Below are 20,690 nucleotides of genomic sequence, written 5' to 3' on the forward strand. Positions count from 1 at the left end.
TAATTGGGAGTCTTGACTGCTGGTACGCTTGTAATACAAGTTGTGATACTTTTATTTATTAAAGCCAAAATATGATGTTGTTACCCTTAGAAAAGGCTGGAGTACTGTTGGCAGTATTCCTTATTCAGACATTCAGCGTACAAGCACAAGCAAACCATAAGTCTTCTCCCAATATTGTGATCATCCTGGCTGATGATTTGGGATACGGAGACGTATCCTCCTATAATGAGAACGCTGCTTTTACCACTCCCCATATTGATCAACTGGCAGAGCAGGGGGTTCGGTTTACCGATGCCCACACCAGTTCTTCAGTCTGTACACCCACACGTTATGGATTGTTGACGGGCAGGTATAACTGGCGATCCGAATTGAAGCAAGGGGTGTTGAGCGGCTACTCCAGGTCTCTGTTAACGAAAAATAGGCTGACGCTGGCCGATCTGCTCCGCAAGGAAGATTACCGGACCGCGTTCATTGGAAAATGGCATCTGGGATGGAACTGGCAACTGGAGAAGCAAAACAAGAATATTGACAAGCTAGATAGCAGACCGGAGGTGGACTTCAGTCAACCTATTTCAATGGGACCCGGGGACCATGGGTTTATTTATTCGTACGGATTTTCGGGCTCCCTGGACATGCCCCCTTACGTGTATGTGGAAAACAGCCGGCCGACAACCATTCCGAAAGATACGACCGTAAATTATGATGAAAAAGGATTTTGGCGAAAAGGGCTGACGGGATCAGATTTCAGTCATACCGATGTGCTGCCGCATCTAACGGAGAAATCCATGCAGTATATCCGGAAACAGGCGGATAATCAGCCTTTTCTGCTATATTTTGCTCTTCCCGCTCCGCATACCCCTATTTTACCGACCACGGAATTTATCGGGACCAGCAATGCCAACCTCTATGGCGATTTTGTCCTGCAAGTAGATGGTGTGGTGGGACAAATAACCCAGGCATTGGAAGAAGAAGGTATTTTGGAAGAAACACTGATTATTTTTGCAAGCGATAACGGCGCCTCACCGCGCGCAGACTTCGAAGAACTTGCGAGAGCCGGTCATGACCCGAGCTATATTTACCGTGGCCATAAAGCCGACATCTATGAGGGCGGGCACCGGATCCCGTTTATCGCCCACTGGCCCGAGATGATAGAGGAAGGATTCATCACTGATGAGACGGTCAGTACAGTTGACATTATGGCTACTGTGGCAGATATAGCAGGAACTTCGCTGCCCGACGATGCGGGAGAGGATAGTTACAGCTTTTTGCCTGTTTTATTACATAAAAACTATAGCAAACCGCTGCGGGAGGCGACGGTTTTTCATTCTATTTCCGGCCGTTTTGCCCTCCGGAAAGGACCGTGGAAGCTTATCCTGTGGCCGGGTTCCGGTGGCTGGAGCTTCCCGAGAACGAAAGAAGATCTCCAGGGACGACCGGATTTTCAGCTGTACAACTTAGAGGAAGACCCCGGCGAGGAGCACAACCTTGTTGACCAGTATCCCGGAAAAGTAAAGGAGCTAAAAGCGCTGATGGAAAAATATGTCAAGGAGGGACGAAGCACACCGGGCGATCCCCGGCCAAATGACGGGGATCAACAGTGGCCCCAGCTTGAGTGGATGGATAAATAAATCTTGCCAAGCTGAAGGTATTAGTTCAGGTTTTTCTTTTGTGATTTGGCCACTACCTGTTGACAAGAGTTATGGTAACAGTTGATTTCCCCCAGTTTGTGAAGGAGGAGATCTGCTGCAGGGTTTTTAAATACAGCACATTAAAAAGTGAATCCTATGTAATATTAAAGTCGTTCCTCTCTGTCACCGGCCCGCATGAGTTTGCCTGGTGAACACTGTGACTGAAAATAACCTATTGTATGAGACGGCCTTGTTGGTTGATAAAAGATGTATTTTAGACCGAATGGGCTTTGTTTTTTAATTTTAAGTATCGTTATAATTAACAGGGATTTCTGTTTTTGAAGGAGATGATATTCCAAAGCCATCGGATGGCGAAATGAAATGTGTTATACGGGCAGTATTTTTTTGCTTCCATCGAGGTGTTAGTGCTGCTATATCTTCATTTTCGGTGGAACGGCATCTATTGAACTAAAACAGGGATTGGTTAGTCCGAATATTTCGAATATAGTATTACTTCTAACCTACTGGTGAACAGGTAATTAAAGTATAACATGCATTATGACGCCGATAAATACGCATGAATATAGAATGAGATGTATAAAGACAGTTTCCAGGGGTTTTTTGGGCAGGCCAGGAACCTCCTGTTTTATAAGTAAATAATATGCTCATATTAAGATCAATTATAATTTATAGATTTAAGGGCATATATAATTATATATCAGATGAAATATTCAGAAAAACCTCGTTGGTACCTATGGATGAATAAGTATTGGACTGGGACAAATCTTAAAAAGACATATTGTTCCATAAATATTTATATAATAGATAATCAGAATCGATGAATTATCATGCATTGATGCTAAAAGGGTTTCATATTTAATAGCCTTTTATGAGATGGGTTGATTTTTTTTGAAGGGTAGATTATTTGATTATATAGTGATTCTGTAATTATGAAATAGAGGCCTAAGCGGTAGTACAGTAACCCAACGGGAAATCAGTAATCGTCTGTAAAGATGGTTATATAGAGGAAAAGGGTAAGGGCTGTCAAACTTGATGCAATACAATAAATTATGATAGGGATTCCGTCGGATCAAAAATATGGTATTTATCTTTTCCTGGGACTTGCTGTCTTATGCAGTGGGATTTATACGTTTGTCGGACCTGAAGAACAGGTTGATTACAACAGGGACATCAAGCCCATTTTCAATAAGAACTGCATTACCTGCCACGGAGGGGTAAAAAAATCGGGAGAATTCAGCCTGCTTTTCCAGGAGGAGGCCTATAGTAAAAATGAGTCGGGGAAACGGGCGATTATACCGGGAAATCCCGGGGAAAGTGAAATGATCCGTCGCATCACGCATCATGATCCAGAGGTGCGTATGCCCCCGGAGGGGGATCCGCTGCCTGAAAAACAGGTTGCATTGCTGAATAGATGGATCGAACAGGGCGCACAATGGGGGGACCATTGGGCCTATCAGAAGCCGGAGGCCGCAGAGCCGCCAAAGGTCGATGGTAACTGGCCCAAAAATGGGATCGATCGGTTTGTACTTCAAAAATTGAACGAAAAAGAACTCGAACCATCTCCGCGTGCGGATAAACGAACCCTGCTGCGAAGGGTGACGCTTGATTTGACCGGGCTCCCGCCTACGCGGCAGGAAGTGGATGATTTTTTGAATGACCATAGCCCGGATGCCTACGAGAAGGTGGTTGATCGACTCCTTGATTCACCGCATTATGGAGAGCGCTGGGCGGCTATGTGGATGGATCTGGCTCGTTATGCTGATTCCAAGGGATACGAGAAGGATGGACATCGCAGCATCTGGCAATACCGTGACTGGCTGATCAAGGCCTTTAACGAGGACAAACCGTTTGATGAGTTTACAATCGAGCAGCTGGCGGGCGACTTGCTTCCCGATCCCACTAAAAGTCAACGTATTGCGACGGCCTTTCATCGCAATACAGTGAATAATGATGAAGGGGGGACGAATGACGAAGAGTTTCGAGTGGCAGCCGTCATCGACCGGGTAAATACTACCTGGAACGTTTGGCAAGGGACGACAATGGAGTGCGTGCAGTGCCATGCCCATCCGTATGATCCCATTCGTCATGAGGACTTCTATAAATCGTATGCCTATTTTAATAATTCTGCTGATGAGGATGTCCCCAGCGAAGCACCTAACCTCAAAACATTTGACCGGGAAGAGGATCAGCAGCGACTGGATGACATAAAGCAGTGGATTGACAAACAGATCAAAAATCCGGAGGAATCAACGAAAAAAGTTCAAGATTTTACGAACCTGATTCGCCTGATGGAACCAAAGATTCACGCTCACTCATTCGACCAGATCAAGAACGGAACCATTACCTCTTCCAACAGTTATCTGGCCGTGGAGCATGGTGGACATGCCCGGATCGCGGATGTGGATTTGACCGGCAAGGATCGCATGTTTATCAGCTACCGGACCAGCAGGACAACCGGCAATGTGAAGATTCATAAAGGGGGGCCAGAGGGAGAGATAATCGGTCGGTGGGATGTCCGGGAGGATGACGGACCACGGGATTTTGATATCACTTCTATTCCCATCACTCCACAAACAGGGAAGCATAACCTCTATTTTGTATTCACGGATCCCGGAAACAAGGGATATGTCAATAATATTGAATGGGTGCTATTTCACCAGTCGCTTCCCGGCAAGAGTAAAGCGGGCTATGAAGAGACCCGGGAGAAATTTAGTTCACTGCTCAATACAAATGAGGTGATTGAGACACCGGTGATGGTTGAGCTTGAGGGTAATCATGCTCGAACAACCCGCATCTTTGAGCGGGGCAACTGGATGGTTCATGGAGATACGGTTCGTCCAGGGGTACCCGAGGTCTTGAATCCCATGCCGGACGAATATCCGGAAAATCGGCTGGGGCTGGCACGCTGGCTGGTGAGCGGGGAAAATCCACTTACGGCCCGGGTGACCGTAAATCGGCTTTGGGCCAAGCTCTTTGGGACAGGTATCGTAGAAACCGTCTCTGACTTTGGCTCACAGGGCTACTTGCCCTCGCATCCAGGGCTGCTCGACTGGCTGGCCCTGCAGTTTATGAACAATCATGATTGGAGCTTCAAGAAACAGTTGAAACAGCTGGTGATGTCGGCGACCTATCAACAGGCCTCCGATATATCGCCTGAACTGCGGGAGCTTGATCCTGATAACCGATTATTGGCTCGAGGTCCAAGAATACGGCTTACAGCTGAACAGGTTCGCGACCAGGCTTTGGCCGTGGGGGGATTATTGAGTGATAAAATGTATGGACCCAGTGTGATGCCACCGCAGCCAGATGGATTGTGGCAGGTGGTCTATAGTGGACTTCAATGGAAGACAAGTGAGGGGGAAGACAAGTATCGACGTGCATTATATACCTACTGGCGACGGACCAATCCCTATCCCTCCTTGATCGCTTTTGACGCTCCAAGCCGGGAAGTATGCGTAGCGCAAAGGGTCAATACGAATACACCCCTTCAGGCCTTGGTTACCTTGAATGATCCGGTTTATGTGGAGGCTGCCCGGGGATTGGCTGAGCGAATTATGAAAAACGCCCCGGAGAGTGCTGAAGAGCAATTGAAAATTGGCTACCGGCTTGCCATGATGCGGGATATTGATCCAGCCAAGCTGAAGGCTCTGAAGACACTCTACAGCGATACGAAAGTGCATTTTCAGCAGCATCCCAAAGAAGCGAAAGAACTAACAGGCAAGAGCAATCTACAACTGGCTACTCTGACCGTTGTATCAAGTGCTATTATGAACTTGGATGAATTTATTACCAAATCTTAACCGGGAAATGATATGAGTATTTTTGATGAGCTGCGCCACAGGAAACTGGAATCACAGACACGCCGACACTTTTTAAAAAATTGTTCGCTGGGCCTGGGGGGACTTGCATTTGCCGCGATGACAGGATGCAATCCCTTTTCTTCCTCAAAAGGCCGGCAAAAGTCTCAGACCAACGAACACCCGCTGGCCCCAAAACCACCTCATTTTGCTCCCAAGGCGAAACGGGTTATTTATTTGCATATGGCGGGAGCTCCCTCCCAGCTGGAATTGTTTGATTACAAGCCTGAGCTTCAGAAGCTGCATGGTAAGGATTGCCCTCCTTCCTTGTTGGAAGGAAAGGAATTCGCCTTTATTGAAGGAGTACCCAAGATGATGGGGCCTCAGGCTAATTTTAAAAAACGGGGGGAGTCGGGGGTGATGGTATCAGATTTATTGCCCCATTTTTCCTCCATCGTAGATGATGTTGCGATTATAAAATCGATGCATACTGATGAGTTCAATCATGCCCCGGCCCAGCTTCTAATGTTGACGGGCGGTCCGCGGTTGGGACGTCCCAGCATGGGGTCATGGGTAACCTATGGGTTAGGCAGTGAAAATGACAATCTGCCCGGCTTTATGGTGCTGGTTTCGGGAGGGAAAACGCCAAGTGCGGGTAAAAGTGCATGGGGAAGTGGTTTTTTGCCTTCGGTTTATCAAGGCGTGCAATGTCGCTCGAAAGGTGATCCCATATTGTATGCATCTAATCCGGATGGGATAGACAAGAGTTTACGCAAAAAAGCAATCGAGGCGATTAACAATATCAACAGAAGAGAGTATGAAGAAGTGGGGGATGCCGAAATATTGACCCGCATATCCCAATATGAGATGGCTTTTCGGATGCAGACGTCGGTGCCCGAGGTAATGAATATTGAGGATGAACCTGGGTATATTCATGAGATGTACGGTACTGAACCGGGCAAGACTTCTTTTGCCAATAACTGCCTGTTGGCTCGGAGATTGATAGAAAAGGATGTTCGCTTTGTCCAGCTGTTCGACTGGGGCTGGGATTCTCATGGGACCAACGCCGAAACCGGTATCGATGCCGGTTTCCGTGATAAATGCCGAGAGGTCGACCAGCCGATGACCGCCCTGGTCAAAGACCTGAAACAGCGCGGACTGCTGGAAGAAACCCTTGTGGTATGGGGCGGTGAATTCGGACGTACGCCGATGCAGGAAAACAGGGATGGGCAGGAAATGCCGTTTATGGGCCGAGATCATCACACCGAAGCGTTTAGTGTCTGGATGGCCGGTGGAGGTGTCAAAGGAGGTATGACTTATGGTGAGACCGATGAAATAGGGTACACCGGTGTCAAGGATCGGGTACATATTCATGACCTGCAGGCTACCATACTCCACCAGATGGGACTTGACCACGAAGAATTGACGTATTTCCATCAGGGGCGTGATTTTAGGCTCACCGATGTGCATGGTCATGTGGTACAGGATATCCTGGCATGAAAGTAACCATTGGATGCCAAGGGTAAAGGCAGGTAACTTTTGGTTTCGCTTTTCCTATATCATAAAACAAGGGGCTTCCCCATTACGCTAACGCTAAGCAATTAATAATTGAAAATGAGCATTGACCGTAAAACATTTATCTCTAATTTAGCCTTGGGAGGGGCTGGTGTATTGATGGGGCAATCCGCTGAGGATAGTCAGAATCAGGCGGCATTTGCCGTTCCCGATGAGTTCTCGATTACCTATCTGGCCACCCGGTGGGGCTTCCCGGGAACATTCGAAGAATTCTGTGCTTCTGCAAAAGAAGCCGGGTACCACGGCATTGAAGTTTGGGTGCCGGGTAATAAGAAAGAGCAAGAAGAGTTATTGCACCTCATCGATCAGTATGAGCTTAAAGCAGGTCTTTTGGTTGGGGCAGGGAGCAGTATCTTCAGGGAGCACTTCACTGAATTCAAGAAAGATTTAGACAGGGCTGCAGCGCTGAACCCATTGTTTATCAACTGTCACTCGGGGCGTGATTTTTTCCCTTTTGAACAAAACAGGCAGATATATTGACTATACTGTTCAACTGAGTCAGTCAACAGGCATTGACATATATCATGAAACCCACCGGTCAAGGATGCTTTTTGCGGCGCATATTGCCCGACAGTTTATGGATCAGCTTCCAGGACTGCGGCTCACATTAGATATATCGCACTGGTGTAATGTGCATGAGTCGTTGCTGGATGACCAGCCCGAGGCGGTGCAGATGGCTCTGAAGCGAACCGATCATATACATTCTCGGGTCGGCCATCCGGAAGGGCCGCAGGTTACGGACCCCCGGGCCCCGGAATGGAAGCAGGCGGTAGAGAGGCACTTTTCCTGGTGGGATACGGTGGTAAAACAGAAGATCGATGCAGGGAAGAACCTTAGCATGACACCGGAGTTTGGCCCGCCGACGTACATGCCTGCCGTGCCCTATACCGGACAACCCCTGGGCAACCAGTGGGAGATTAACAAACATATGATGGACCTGTGGAAGCAGCGTTACGGCCAATAACAGGTAGAAAAATGCGAAGAAAGATATGAGCGTGGTCCATGGAGCAAGAAGTTTCTGATTTCGCATCATTTTGGGGTGTTTCCATCCGCTGATACTGCACCTGCCCATTGGGTTTTTGATAATGGCGACTATCCTGGAAGCGGTTTCGCGTTTTAACCAATTTAGGCGATACCATCAAGCAATGGAATTAATAATGGAATTAATATCAAAGTTAGGAGCCATATAAGCGGCAATAGCTGCTATTCTTGGGCTCAGGAAGGCGGATATGGCGAACAGCTGCTAATGATCCACTAGTGGTCGGGTGGCCACTGGCATCAGAGGGAGCCTACCTGTTAAAACGGTACGGTAGAAATGGATCCTCTGTAGTTGTGGATCGGGTCTGCCTGTCCCGCGTGGCAATGATGATATTGGCATCGGGCATAACTGGTCACTACGGGGGATTATTAACGCATGGTAGTGGTTACCTAACTCTGTATATGCCCAACGGCTTGTGAACTGTCGTCGGGTTGTCACCCAAAGAGGAAGAGGGGTTCAAAAAAATTACCAATCTTGAAAAAGCAGCAGTCTATAATGATATCATTCTCTCCATACTGGAGACGCGTTGTACGTCCTGCCACAATCAGAGCAAGAAGAAGGGAGAGCTGCAAATGTACACGCGCCAGCTGCAGATGAAAGGAGAGCAAGGCGGGCCCATCGTTGTAGCAGGTGAAGCTAGTAAAAGTGAAATGACAAAGCGAATCAACCTTCGCGAGAGTCATGATGATCATATGCTCCCGGCAGGAAAGTGTTCCCTGACCAGCGAGCATATAAAACTGTTGGAGTGGTGGGTCAACAATGCCGCCCCGTTTGAGAAAAAGATAGCAGGGTTGGTAATTTGATGCCCGACCTTCAGGAATGCTTCAAACGGGGCTGCAAGGAGCAAGGACTACGGGAGCCGGGTAGAGTAAAGCGGACTACTTATCCGGGCGGCTTAGAGAGCGATACAGGGGCAGGGATGTAAGTAGTATCGAGGGAACCTATGACAATGTAAATATTGCCGTTACAGGCTTTGGTAGTTGGGGCTACAGCATAAACTGTAACCGAGACTTTGAACCGGCAGAGGCCCAACTGGCTGCAATAGCCCAGACATCATGTTTGCGGTTCCATTTATAGAGGGTAGAGATCGTTTTGACCGGTTGCTGGAAAAGCATAACAAACGAACCAACCGATCCCCGACAATGTGCAACCACTGCCTTCACTGAGATGATACGGGACTATAAGGCCGAGGATATGGGTTGTAGGCAGGGAAATCTTTTGCGAGGTGCTGCGGCCCCAGGAACAAAGCATATTAAGCCAGGTTCTGATGAATTGATTATATTCCAAGACTCTCTTTTGATAAATTAGGCTCTGCATTGTGAAAAGGTGCAGGGCCTTTCCCTGCGAACCAAGCCGCCAAGCAATATTAAAAGGACACGGTAGCCCCGGGGGCTTTTTTATTTACGCACAGGATCCGGCCACTACAAGAGTGAAAGTAATAGGAGGGGTAACTTAGTATTGTATGACCCAAATCGTACCCAAATTTCTATTTTTGAATTTTTTGAGATGTGGAAAAACTATTGAGCAATGCCGTAACTTATTGACAGGGAAGGAGTACCTGAGGGGGGACTCGAACCCCCACGACCGCAATGGCCACCGGATTTTGAATCCGGCGCGTCTACCAATTCCGCCACTCAGGCTTCACATAAAGCGAGCTTTTCAGAAACCAAATATAAGGCATTGGTCCGTACTTGTACAACACCGATTTTATTTTTTATAAGTCAACGTGGATGAGAAGCGGGGAGAACAAATAAAAAGCCCGCTGCCTCAGGTGACAGCGGGCTTTTGGTGAAATAGGTGAGTCAGCCGGTTAGTTTCCGGCAGGAGCTTCCGGCATACCCTGCTGCGTCCGGTTCTGCATTTTACTTTGAATTTTCTGACGCAACTCGGGATCCTGTTGTGCTGCCTGGCTGATCTGCTGAAATCGCTGGATTTCCATCCCGGCTTCTTCCACAGCGGCAATAACTTCCTGCTGAATTTCTCCCTGTACCTGCTGAAGGGAGTCGGAAACGTTCTGAAACTTCTCCATCTGCTCGTCGCTGATGTTCGTGCTATCCTGTGCTTGTTGTCCCATTTGGTTGGATTGAGCAATTTTTTGATAGGTCTCGATATTAAGACCTTCACTTTCTATCACGCCAATCATGGTTTCCCGGGCTTTCATCTGCACTTCCCGGGCACCCATTGCCGCGTCCACGAATGTCTCCGCCTCTTCATCAGAAACTTCGATATCGGGGGCTGGCTGCTGAAGCTGTCCCATGGGATTAGGGGATTGCTGCTGTTGCTGGGGCGACGGTGAAGTTGAATCCTCCGCATCATTTTGACAGCCTATTAGGGCAAGTACCACGGCAAGGATCGAAAAATATTTCAAGATATGAGTCATTATTATAAAATAAGAGTTCGTTTTATTGCTTTTCGTATGAGCCCAACGAATGGATGCTTCATTTATTCCCTGTTTACACCGTTGGTTGCAAAGCGTGAATCTAGAAGGGGATGTCATCGTCTGTTTCGGAAAGATCGATGGTCGGTTCTTCATCATTAAAAGGGATATCACTGTTCGGCGATCCGGTCTGTGCGCCTGCTCCCTTCTCAATTTTCCAGGCTTTGACATCGGTATACCAGTTCCCCTTGTATTCGCGGCTCTGAATATCGATGTGTGCTACCAGCTCTTCTCCTTCCTCTACATTAGCCTGGTCGATCTGATCGCCCCACTGGGTAATACAAACCTTTTTTGGGTATTGTCCCCCGGTTTCCAGGATAAAGTCTCGTTTACGCCAGGGACCATTCTTGCCGGTTCCCGATTGTTCTTCTAATATCTTTTTTACGGTACCTTTTATTTGTAAATCCATGAAATCTGTTATGCAGTCGTTCTGTTTGCCATAAGCTTAAGGATAAGGCCTCCACTCCCGGCATGCAACCATTAACGGCATTATTAAAAAATCTTTTTCCTCGTTGCCCCGTGGAACTGGATGAACTCGGGCAAATAAAATGGTAGTTTGTACCGCTCAATCAGATCAATTCATTTTAACATCATCAAAACGATGTCTCAGTCTGTTTTAATACTGGGTTCGGTATGGCCGGAACCGGGTTCCTCGGCAGCCGGACGCCGTATGATGCAGCTCATTTCGTTATTTCAGCAAGAGGGGTGGAAGATTATCTTCGGAACGACAGCTGCTGAAAGCCCCCATGCGGCTGATCTTGAAGGACGTGGTATTCGCAGCCTCGCTTTGTCTGTCAACAGTTCCAGCTTTGATGATATTCTTCACTCCCTGAACCCTTCCATGGTACTGTTTGACCGGTTCATAATGGAGGAACAGTTTGGCTGGCGGGTAGCCGAGCAGTGTCCGGATGCACTGCGCATCCTGGATACCGAGGATTTGCACTGCCTGCGTCGTGCACGCGGACGGGCAGTGAAAGCGGGTAGGCCTTTCAGGCTACAAGAACTGTTACAGGATGATTCGGCTAAACGAGAGGTAGCCAGTATATTACGATGTGACCTTTCGCTCATTATTTCCAGTTTTGAAATGGACTTGCTGCAGGGGATGTTTGGAGTTGATGGGGCACTGCTGCACTACTTGCCGTTCTTGCTGGAACCGTTGGATGAAGACTCGCAGCGACGCTGGCCCTCTTTCGCGGAGCGCCGCCACTTTGTGACGATAGGCAATTTCCGGCATCCGCCCAACTGGGATGCTGTGCGGTATTTAAAACAGGATATCTGGCCGCTGATCCGAAGGAGACTCCCGGAGGAAGAATTGCATATTTATGGAGCCTACCCCTCACAGAAAGTGTGGCAGCTTCACAAACCGGAGGAAGGGTTTGTTATTCAAGGACGGGCGGAGGATGCAGCAGCTGTAGTTCGGCAGGCCAGGGTTTCTCTTGCACCGCTGCGGTTTGGGGCGGGGCTCAAAGGCAAGCTGGTTGAAGCCATGCAGTGTGGAACACCCAGTGTGACGACAACCGTGGGAGCGGAAGGGATGGCCGGGGATCTGCCATGGAGCGGAGATATCGCTGAAAAGAAACGGGATATTGCCTCCGCCGCTGTTAAGCTCTACACCGACCGGAATGTATGGCAGGAAGCCCAGCAAAAGGGAAGGGATATTATCAACCGGAGGTTTACCGGTGATGATTTTTCCGAGCGGTTTATCGATCGGTTGCGGTCCATTCAAAAGAATATGGAAGCACACCGGCAAAGCAATTTCATGGGGAGCCTGCTGATGCATCATACTGCTGCCAGCACCAAGTACATGTCTAAATGGATTGAAGAGAAAAACAGGAAATAGTCCCGGTGAAAAATTTCCGCGGATGCATATTGACAAGGGGCCAAGCCGGAGACGGTTACTAACTTCAGGTGAATTTATGATACTCATTTTAATTGCATTTGCTGTTGGCGTAGTGATGCTTGTCTGGTTTTGGAAAGTACCTGTGCAGGGGTTGGTCAGGGCTTTGGAAAGGGGAGGGAGCAGTACGTTTGAAGCCTATATGGTTGTTGTTCTTTTGGGGGGTGGACTGGCTGCTTTTGTCTTCGTAATATACAGTATAATGTAACATTATAACAATGGTGATTAAAAAGATAGGTCTATCTATTAAAGTATATTATAGATACTGAAATAGTTATCTTTCTTCGCTGCATTCATACCGATGGATGGGCGATTATATTGCCTGTTGGCCGTTTGGCTGCAGGATAATAAAGAAGACTTCGAAACAGACAAGTTATATAGATAATATCTATGAGTGTTAAATATTTAAAAATAAATCATTTAAAACTTTTACATAAAGTAAAATATAGGGGACAGCTTGTTCGGTAAAATTCTGTTATACGTTGAGGGCAACAGGTCAATACAGCGGTAAGGAAAACTTCAGTGGAGGTAGCTTCTGCGGATGATGCTTATCCGGTAAATGAAAATTCAGCGGGGAGGCAGGTATAATCTGAATGTAGGAACAAGGCCCTGGGATGAAAGCTTGCTCTACGGTATTCATGCTGTAGGGCAAAGGTAGACCGTTACCTGTCCAGGCGGGCTACCTTGGAATTTGGAACCTGACGGGACGACAGGTGATATCAGCTTGCTAATAACCGCTGGGATTCTGGGACTGCCAGCGCCAGGAGTCCTTGCACATATCGACCAGGGATCGCGAGGCTTTCCAGCCCAGCTCTTCTTGGGCTTTGGTCGGGTCTGCATAACAGCTGGCGATATCCCCGGGTCGGCGATCGGTGATCTGGTAGGGCACTTTTTTCCCCGACGCTTCTTCGAAGGCTTTGATGACATCAAGTACGCTGTATCCCTGGCCCGTACCAAGATTGTAGGTGACGACCCCGGGCTTCTCAGATAATTTTTCCAGGGCCTTGAGGTGACCGATCGCCAGATCCACCACATGAATATAATCGCGCACCCCGGTGCCGTCGTGAGTGGGATAATCATCGCCGAAGACCGAAAGTTTCTCAAGTTTGCCTACAGCCACCTGCGTAATGTATGGCATCAGGTTATTTGGAATGTCGTTGGGATCCTCACCAATGCGTCCGCTGGGATGAGCCCCGACAGGGTTAAAATAACGGAGCAGGGCAATGTTCCAGCTTGGATTGGCGACATGCAGGTCGCGCAGTATTTTTTCTATAAACAGTTTTGTTCGCCCATAGGGATTGGTGGCGGTAACCGGGAAGTCTTCTTTAATGGGAACCGTGTGGGGATCCCCGTAGACCGTGGCCGATGAACTGAAAACCAGTTCGGACACCCCGTATTTCTGCATGATTTCGCACAGGTAAAGGGTGCCGGTTACATTATTATGATAGTAGGAGAGCGGCTTGCTTACCGACTCACCTACGGCTTTATACCCCGCAAAGTGAATGACAGCATCGATATCATGGTTTGTAAAAATGTTATCAAGGGCTTGTTTATCCAGTAGGTCGGCTTTGTAGAACGTCAGTGATCTGCCGGTGATCTCCTGGACTCGCTGCAGGGCCGTTTCTTTACTGTTGCTGAGATTGTCGACGACGATGACTTCATCGCCGCGTGAGAGGAGCTCTGCGACGGTGTGGCTGCCTATGTATCCGGCACCACCTGTAACTAAAATATTCATATGGGGTATTACTGGTTTTAGTTCGGATTAGGTATTCTGGATTGAGGGAACCTCTTGACTTAATTCTGTGGCTCGCTTACGCCGTGAGGTTCCGGCCGGCCGTCTTCTCCAAGATGTACAAAGACGATTTTGTCAATTTTTATAATGGTATCTTTGTTGAATTTGTTTCGAACTTCACAGCGAATGGTGATGGAACTCTTGCCGAATGAGACGGTCTCCATGCCGATTTCAATGATGTCACCAATTCTTGCGGAACTGACAAAATCAATTTCAGTCATATATTTGGTGACGATATTTCCTTTTCCAAGCTGGCATGTAACATAGATGGCAGCCTCTTCATCAATCCAGCTCAATACGGATCCGCCAAACAGGGTACCGGAGGCGTTGAGATCTTCCGGTTTAATCAGTTTTCGGCTATAAAAGCGCATAATAGATTAGGTTCTGAGGTTTGAGTGAATCCAATAATAACCAATAATGAGGATAATGCTTAGTAAAACTCTGTCAATTTGCTAAACGCTGAAGAGGGTATTTCTGCATCAGCTTTCGGTATTTGCTCTGCTTGGTTTTGAAGGAAATTGGGGCACAGATGATGAAAAATTTGTGGCTATTTATTTGCATAGAATGAGGTAAAATGTTTATTTGCGTCGTGCAACCGATTGCATCTTACAGGCAGTCTGGTTGGAAGATCCTGTCTTGGGCATCGCCTTGACAGGACGGCTGGGGTATGGTACAGGGGACACGCCCCGCGCATTACAATTGGAAGCGGCAGGGATCAAGAATGAATTTCTTCGCCAATCTGCTGCAGTCGGTGAAATGATAGTTTAAAACTGATGGGATTGAAGGGATGCTGACATTGACTTCAGAAGGGTAAGCATGGTTAAGCTGATTCTGAGACGCCTCTCTTTACTGGATCTTGAGATCACAATTATCCAAACAATATACAACCATATGATTATATCTGATTTAAACGAGACCGAAGGACGCCGGTTCCCGGCACGAAGACTGACCAAAAATATTGTGGGTGGGAGCTCCTCTATAGAGGCAGAGAATTTTTCGCTCGGCATGGTAACCCTGGATCCCAAGGGGGGGCAGGTGCCGTGGCATAACCATGAACAGGAGGAGATCTACCTGGTTCTTGAAGGGACAGGTGAAATATGTGTGGGGGAGGAGCGCAAGGAGATCCAGCCCGGTCAGACGGTATATATTTCCTCCAATGAATTTCATCAGTTGACCAATATCGGCGAGGAGCCGCTCAAGTTTATTTACTGTTACGGTCCGGCCGGGGATGTGGCCCACTGGCGGCAGGAACTGGAGGGAACCCTGCCCAGAGAAGGCCAGGAAGTGCCCTCGCTTCCCAAGGGAGCCTGGCCCCAGTGCACCGAAGCCGCTGATGAATACAAATAAGGAATTAAAAAATTAAAGGACGGAATCCGGAATGAGTGAAGAGCTGACTACGCACACAGTAGGAATAATCATGAATGGAGTGACCGGGAGAATGGGGACCAACCAGCATCTGCTGCGTTCTATTCTGCCCATCATGGAGCAGGGGGGCGTCAAGATCAGTGAGGATGAAGTGATTATGCCTGATCCTGTTCTGGTGGGACGAAATCCGGTGAAATTGCAGAAACTTTCTGACAGGACCGGCATTGAAGCATGGACGACAGACCTGGATGCGGTGCTGGAGGATGAACGCTACTCCCTTTATTTTGATGCCCAGCGAACGGATCTGCGGTTTAAAAGCGTAAAGAAAGCCGTGGCTGCCGGCAAGCATATCTACTGTGAGAAACCCACGGCACTAACAACCGAAGAGGCGGTCAGGCTTCACCATATTGCTGAAGAGGGAGGAGTGAAACACGGGGTGGTGCAGGATAAATTATGGCTTCCCGGCCTGGTGAGATTGAAGCAGCTCAGAGAGGAAGGCTTTTTTGGAGAAATCCTTTCGGTCAAGGCTGATTTTGGCTACTGGGTTTTCGAAGGGGATACCGTCTCCCCGCAGCGCCCGTCCTGGAACTACCGGAAGGAGGATGGAGGGGGGATCATTCTCGATATGTTCTGCCACTGGCGATATGTGCTTGATAACCTTTTTGGTGAGGTCAAATCGGTTTCCTGTCTCGGTACGACCCATATTGGCAGGCGCTACGAAGACGATGGGACCCCTTACGAGGCGACGGCCGACGATGCGGCCTATGCCATCTTTGAGCTGGAAGGCGGTGTCGTTGCACAATTTAATTCATCCTGGACAACCAGGGTCCGCCGCGATGATTTGGTTACTTTTCAGGTTGACGGCACCAGGGGGTCGGCAGTGGCAGGCCTTCGGGATGTATGGATTCAGCCCGGCTCTGCGACGCCAAAACCGGTTTGGAATCCTGATGTGGAATCTGATCATGACTTCCATAAAGACTGGATGCAGATGCCCGATCAGCAGGATTTTGACAATGCATTTAAGGTGCAGTGGGAGTTGTTTCTGCGACATGTGGTTAAAGATGAACCGTTCCGGTGGAACCTCCTCGAAGCAGCGAAGGGAGTACAGCTGGCTGAGATAGGTTATGAGGCGTCCGAAAAACGGGCATGGATTGACGTACCGTCACTGAAGTAAAAGCGAAATCAGAACGCTGTTCCTTCGGGCAGCACGCGAGGAAGCCGGGCAGTGAGCTGGAACTGGGATATACCCCTGGCAAGGGCTGTTCTGCATGCACAGCATACCACAAGGGAATGGGCGGAACAGCTGACGAAAAATGGCAATTTGAATTCAGAAGAAATAAAGAAAGGATGAAGATTCAACAAGATCTTGGGGTTAAGGATCTGCAGCAATCCCTGCAGCGGTTTTGGCAGGTTTCTGCACAGAAGATTCGATCGATTCGCAGGGAGTACGATACCTCCCGGGGATCACCGGTGTTTACCGAGGATGGAGCATATACTACGCGGGGCTGGACCGAGTGGACACAGGGATTTCAATTCGGATCGGAAATTCTACAGTTTGATGCAACAGGTGAGAAAGAGTTCTTGGAATGGGGACGGGAGGCAACACTGAATAAAATGGCCCCTCATATTACCCATATGGGCGTTCACGATCACGGATTTAATAATGTGAGCACCTACGGGGCGTTGTGGCGCCTGTGCCGGGAAGGGCGTATTGAAGCTTCGCAGTGGGAACGAAATTTCTATAACCTGGCCCTTAAAAGTACAGGTGCGGTTCAGGCCAGCCGGTGGACACCAACGGCCAGCGGAGAGGGCTTTATCCATTCCTTTAACGGTCCGCATTCACTTTTTGTGGATACGGTTCGAACCCTGCGGGCACTGGCGCTCAGCTACCAGCTGGGACACCTGCTGTATGGAGAACATGACGAGCAGATTTCCCTGCTGGGACGCTTGATCGAACACGCCCGTTCCACGGCCAACTATAATATTTATTACGGGGAGGGAAGAGATAATTATGACCAGCGGGGGCGAACCGCACACGAAGCGGTATTTAATGTCACCGACGGACAGTATCGCTGTCCAAATTCTCAGCAGGGGTTCTCCCCTTTTTCTACCTGGACCCGCGGACTGTCGTGGGCGATGTGCGGTTTTTCCGAACAGCTGGAGTTTCTGGATATACTGCAGGATGAAGAGCTGGATCCCTACGGTGGACGGAAGGCTATTGAGGCAATGATGCGCAAAGCTGCTTCTGCAACCTGTGATTTCTATATTGAGAATTCTTCTCTGGATGGAATTCCGTACTGGGATACGGGGGCGCCCCAGTTGCATAAGCTGGGCGACTATACTGGTGCGCCGGCTGATCCCTACAATGACTATGAACCCGTCGACAGTTCGGCAGCAGCGATAGGGGCCCAGGGATTGCTCAGGCTGGGGGATTATTTGAAAGCCAAGGGCGAGCAGGACCAGGGCCGTCGGTACTGGCATGCAGGTCTCACTGTTGCGCAGACATTACTGGAGGAACCTTACTTAAGTACTGAAGAAAGCCACCAGGGACTCCTGCTTCATTCCGTGTACCACCGGCCCAATGGCTGGGACTACATCCCGCCCGACCAAAATATTCCCTGCGGGGAGTCAAGTATGTGGGGCGATTACCATATGCGGGAATTGGCTTTGTACCTCTCGCGCATGGCAAGCGGAAGCACCTATTACACTTTTTTTACTGGAACGGAACAAAAGGAGGCCCGATGAATTCTGTTGCTTTAATTACGGGAGGCTCGCGCGGAATAGGCAGGGGCATCGCCCGTAAGCTGTGCGAGAATGGTTATGATGTTGCTGTCAACGGTGTTCGGGAGGAAGACCGCGTCGGCGATGTGCTGGAGGAGCTTCGTTCTTTCGGTACCGAGGTGATATACTGCCGCGGCGATGTCGGTTCCAGGACCGGCCGGGATGCGATAATGGATAAGATGCGTTCGCATTTTGGGCGGATGAATGTGCTTGTAAATAATGCAGGGGTTGCGCCCAGGGAACGCAAGGATCCCCTGGAGGCAACGGAGGAAAGCTTTGACCGCGTGATGCGAATTAATTTGAAGGGTCCTTATTTCCTGACGCAGGCAGTAGCCCGCTGGATGGTTGAACAGAAAGAAAAATCAGCGTCCTATGCAGGTACCATTGTCAATGTGGGATCGATATCAGCGACCATTGTCTCCCCGAACAGGGGTGAGTACTGTATTTCGAAAGCAGGGCTGGCCATGCACAACAAAATATGGGCTGTGCGCCTGGCCGAGTATGATATCCCGGTATACGAGGTTCGTCCCGGTATTATTAAAACAGATATGACGTCGGCGGTGACGGATAAATACGATCGACTGATTGCCGACGGACTGACCGTACAGCCGCGCTGGGGATATCCTGAAGATGTCGGAAAAGGCGTGCTGTCGCTGGTGCAGGGAGACTTTCCCTATTCCAGCGGCGAAGTCATTATGATTGACGGGGGACTCTCAGTACAGCGTTTATAACAAAGGGGATATGTCATAAACAATCGAAAATTAAAGATAACAGGGAAATGCAGCAGGAAGTCTCAGAAAAAGAAAAGGACAGTCAGCAACCGGATGACCAAAAATTTGACATGGGGGAGTCCGCAGGAGAGTCGTTCGGCATCATTAAATGGGCAGGCTTTATAGGAGGCCTGGCATTATTCCTGCTGATGCTTTTTTCATCGACTCCCCAGGGATTGAGCCTGGCCGGATGGCGTACCGCGGCGGTGGCGGTATTGATGGCTACCTGGTGGGTGGCGGAGGTTATTCCCATTTCCGGTACGGCGCTTCTGCCTCTCGTGCTGTTCCCCGTGTTCGGCGTGGCTGACATTGAAACAACCGCTGCTCCTTATGCCGACCCGATGATTTACCTCTTTTTAGGCGGTTTTATTATTGCCATTGCCATGCAGCGATGGGATCTGCACCGGAGAATAGCACTGAATATTATCGGTTTCATCGGAACTAAGCCGAGAAATATTATAGCGGGCTTCATCATTTCATCTGCCTTCATGAGTATGTGGGTAAGTAATACCGCCGCTACGATGATGATGCTGCCCATAGCTCTTTCGGTTATTCAACTGGCAAAAAATGCAGACGAGAGCGGGGCCGTACAGCCGGAATATCGTAATTTTGCTCTCACCCTGATGCTTGCAATTGCTTATGCTGCCAATGTAGGCGGACTGGGTACCGTCATCGGTACCCCTACGAATGCACTCATGATTGCTTTTGTGAATGATGCCTATGCCATGGAAATTACCTTCGCCCAGTGGATGTCGGTAGGTATCCCGCTGGTTCTGGTCGGTCTGCCGGTGATTTTTTATGTACTGACAAACTGGGTTTTTCCCATGCGTCTTCAACGTCTTCCGGGAGGAAAAGCCTACATCGAGGAGGAGGTAAATCGGCTCGGTAAGATTTCAAGGCCGGAAATCATGGTTGCTGCGGTATTCGTACTTACTGCCATGCTCTGGATGTCGCGTCCGCTGCTGGTGCAGCTGATCCCAGGCCTTTCGGATGCAGGGATCGCCATTTTCGGCGCACTGCTGCTTTTTCTTATCCCGGTGAACCTGCGTAAAGGCATATTCTTGATGAGATGGCGGGATGTAGAGGAGCTTCCATGGGGCGTGCTGATTCTTTTTGGAGGCGGGCTGACGCTGGCTGGCGCCATACAACGCACCGGATTGGCCGAATGGGTTGGCGGTTATTTTGAAGTGCTTGGCGGATGGCCGGTCATCCTCAGTATTCTGGTGATCTCCATGGTTATTATCATGTTTACAGAACTGGCCAGCAACTCGGCAACGGCGGCGGCTTTTCTGCCGGTCATCGGTTCGGTGGCCATTGGAATCGGGCAGAACCCATTGCTGTTTGCTGTGCCGGTAACGATGGTCGCCAGCTGCGCCTTCATGCTTCCCGTTGCTACACCTCCTAATGCCATTGTCTACGGAAGCGGCGTGATGACCATACCAGAAATGTCAAAAGCGGGCCTTGCACTGAATCTCTGTTTCGTTATCCTGATTACCCTCATGACCTACTTTGTGTTTTCAGCTATCCTGGGAATCAGGATTGGCCACGTACCTGCTCTCATTCTCCCTTAACCTGAAAATAACGATAA

17 protein-coding genes and 1 tRNA gene are annotated in these 20,690 nt (G+C 49.0%); 13 read left to right on the forward strand and 5 right to left on the reverse strand.

Features of this window, described 5'->3' with window-relative positions; genetic code table 11:
* Positions 1-71: 71 nt before the first annotated feature.
* The 6 genes from FN808_RS14085 to FN808_RS14105 all read left to right on the forward strand — a co-directional run bounded on the left by FN808_RS14085 (position 72) and on the right by FN808_RS14105 (position 8,863).
* Positions 72-1,628 carry a sulfatase family protein gene (locus FN808_RS14085; RefSeq protein ID WP_221930060.1) on the forward strand — a complete coding sequence of 519 codons (1,557 nt, stop codon included), beginning with the start codon at positions 72-74 and terminating at the stop codon, positions 1,626-1,628.
* 1,070 nt (positions 1,629-2,698) lie between these two features.
* Entirely contained in the window at positions 2,699-5,449 is a 2,751-nt protein-coding gene (locus FN808_RS14090; RefSeq protein ID WP_142715254.1) for a DUF1553 domain-containing protein, read from the forward strand.
* A 12-nt stretch (positions 5,450-5,461) separates the two neighbouring features.
* Positions 5,462-6,946: a DUF1501 domain-containing protein gene (locus FN808_RS14095; protein WP_142715255.1), complete on the forward strand. Its 1,485-nt coding sequence runs from the start codon at positions 5,462-5,464 to the stop codon at positions 6,944-6,946.
* Between the two features lie 114 nt (positions 6,947-7,060).
* Positions 7,061-7,501, forward strand: a complete 441-nt coding sequence (locus FN808_RS19135) for a sugar phosphate isomerase/epimerase (RefSeq protein ID WP_221930061.1) — start codon at positions 7,061-7,063, stop codon at positions 7,499-7,501.
* A 97-nt stretch (positions 7,502-7,598) separates the two neighbouring features.
* Positions 7,599-7,985 carry a hypothetical protein gene (locus FN808_RS19140; RefSeq protein ID WP_221930062.1) on the forward strand — a complete coding sequence of 129 codons (387 nt, stop codon included), beginning with the start codon at positions 7,599-7,601 and terminating at the stop codon, positions 7,983-7,985.
* Between the two features lie 506 nt (positions 7,986-8,491).
* Positions 8,492-8,863, forward strand: coding sequence for a c-type cytochrome domain-containing protein (locus FN808_RS14105; RefSeq protein ID WP_142715256.1), 372 nt, complete (start codon positions 8,492-8,494; stop codon positions 8,861-8,863).
* A 752-nt stretch (positions 8,864-9,615) separates the two neighbouring features.
* Here FN808_RS14105 and FN808_RS14110 read toward each other — a convergent pair.
* The 3 genes from FN808_RS14110 to FN808_RS14120 form a co-directional block, all read right to left on the reverse strand.
* Positions 9,616-9,700, reverse strand: a tRNA-Leu gene (locus tag FN808_RS14110).
* 170 nt (positions 9,701-9,870) lie between these two features.
* Positions 9,871-10,428: a DUF4168 domain-containing protein gene (locus tag FN808_RS14115; RefSeq protein WP_185958419.1), complete on the reverse strand. Its 558-nt coding sequence runs from the start codon at positions 10,426-10,428 to the stop codon at positions 9,871-9,873.
* 112 nt (positions 10,429-10,540) lie between these two features.
* Positions 10,541-10,906: a DUF3127 domain-containing protein gene (locus FN808_RS14120; RefSeq protein ID WP_142715258.1), complete on the reverse strand. Its 366-nt coding sequence runs from the start codon at positions 10,904-10,906 to the stop codon at positions 10,541-10,543.
* A 192-nt stretch (positions 10,907-11,098) separates the two neighbouring features.
* Here FN808_RS14120 and FN808_RS14125 point away from each other — a divergent pair, with 192 nt between their 5' ends.
* Positions 11,099-12,337 carry a glycosyltransferase family 4 protein gene (locus FN808_RS14125; RefSeq protein WP_142715259.1) on the forward strand — a complete coding sequence of 413 codons (1,239 nt, stop codon included), beginning with the start codon at positions 11,099-11,101 and terminating at the stop codon, positions 12,335-12,337.
* Positions 12,338-12,413: 76 nt separating this feature from the next.
* Positions 12,414-12,602, forward strand: a complete 189-nt coding sequence (locus FN808_RS14130) for a hypothetical protein (protein WP_142715260.1) — start codon at positions 12,414-12,416, stop codon at positions 12,600-12,602.
* A 519-nt stretch (positions 12,603-13,121) separates the two neighbouring features.
* Here the strand turns inward: FN808_RS14130 and galE are convergent.
* Together galE and FN808_RS14140 are read right to left on the reverse strand one after the other, a co-directional pair.
* On the reverse strand, positions 13,122-14,129 hold the full coding sequence (galE, locus tag FN808_RS14135) for a UDP-glucose 4-epimerase GalE (RefSeq protein ID WP_142715261.1): 1,008 nt from the start codon (positions 14,127-14,129) through the stop codon (positions 13,122-13,124).
* Between the two features lie 59 nt (positions 14,130-14,188).
* On the reverse strand, positions 14,189-14,557 hold the full coding sequence (locus FN808_RS14140; protein WP_142715262.1) for an acyl-CoA thioesterase: 369 nt from the start codon (positions 14,555-14,557) through the stop codon (positions 14,189-14,191).
* Positions 14,558-15,077: 520 nt separating this feature from the next.
* Here FN808_RS14140 and FN808_RS14145 point away from each other — a divergent pair.
* From FN808_RS14145 to FN808_RS14165, 5 genes are all read left to right on the forward strand, one after another.
* The gene (locus tag FN808_RS14145; RefSeq protein ID WP_142715263.1) at positions 15,078-15,533 is read left to right on the forward strand and encodes a dimethylsulfonioproprionate lyase family protein; all 456 of its coding nucleotides are present in this window, start codon (positions 15,078-15,080) and stop codon (positions 15,531-15,533) included.
* A gap of 31 nt (positions 15,534-15,564) precedes the next feature.
* A complete protein-coding gene (locus tag FN808_RS14150; RefSeq protein ID WP_221930063.1) occupies positions 15,565-16,725 on the forward strand; it encodes a Gfo/Idh/MocA family protein in 1,161 nt (386 codons plus the stop codon).
* A gap of 173 nt (positions 16,726-16,898) precedes the next feature.
* Positions 16,899-18,296, forward strand: coding sequence for a glycoside hydrolase family 88 protein (locus FN808_RS14155; protein WP_142715264.1), 1,398 nt, complete (start codon positions 16,899-16,901; stop codon positions 18,294-18,296).
* The gene (locus tag FN808_RS14160; RefSeq protein WP_142715265.1) at positions 18,293-19,063 is read left to right on the forward strand and encodes a 3-ketoacyl-ACP reductase; all 771 of its coding nucleotides are present in this window, start codon (positions 18,293-18,295) and stop codon (positions 19,061-19,063) included. Before FN808_RS14155 ends, FN808_RS14160 begins: the two co-directional genes overlap by 4 nt.
* 47 nt (positions 19,064-19,110) lie before the next feature.
* Entirely contained in the window at positions 19,111-20,673 is a 1,563-nt protein-coding gene (locus FN808_RS14165; RefSeq protein ID WP_246068366.1) for an SLC13 family permease, read from the forward strand.
* Positions 20,674-20,690 lie beyond the last annotated feature (17 nt).

Source organism: Fodinibius sediminis (assembly GCF_900182555.1).
Lineage (GTDB): Bacteria > Bacteroidota > Rhodothermia > Balneolales > Balneolaceae > Fodinibius > Fodinibius sediminis.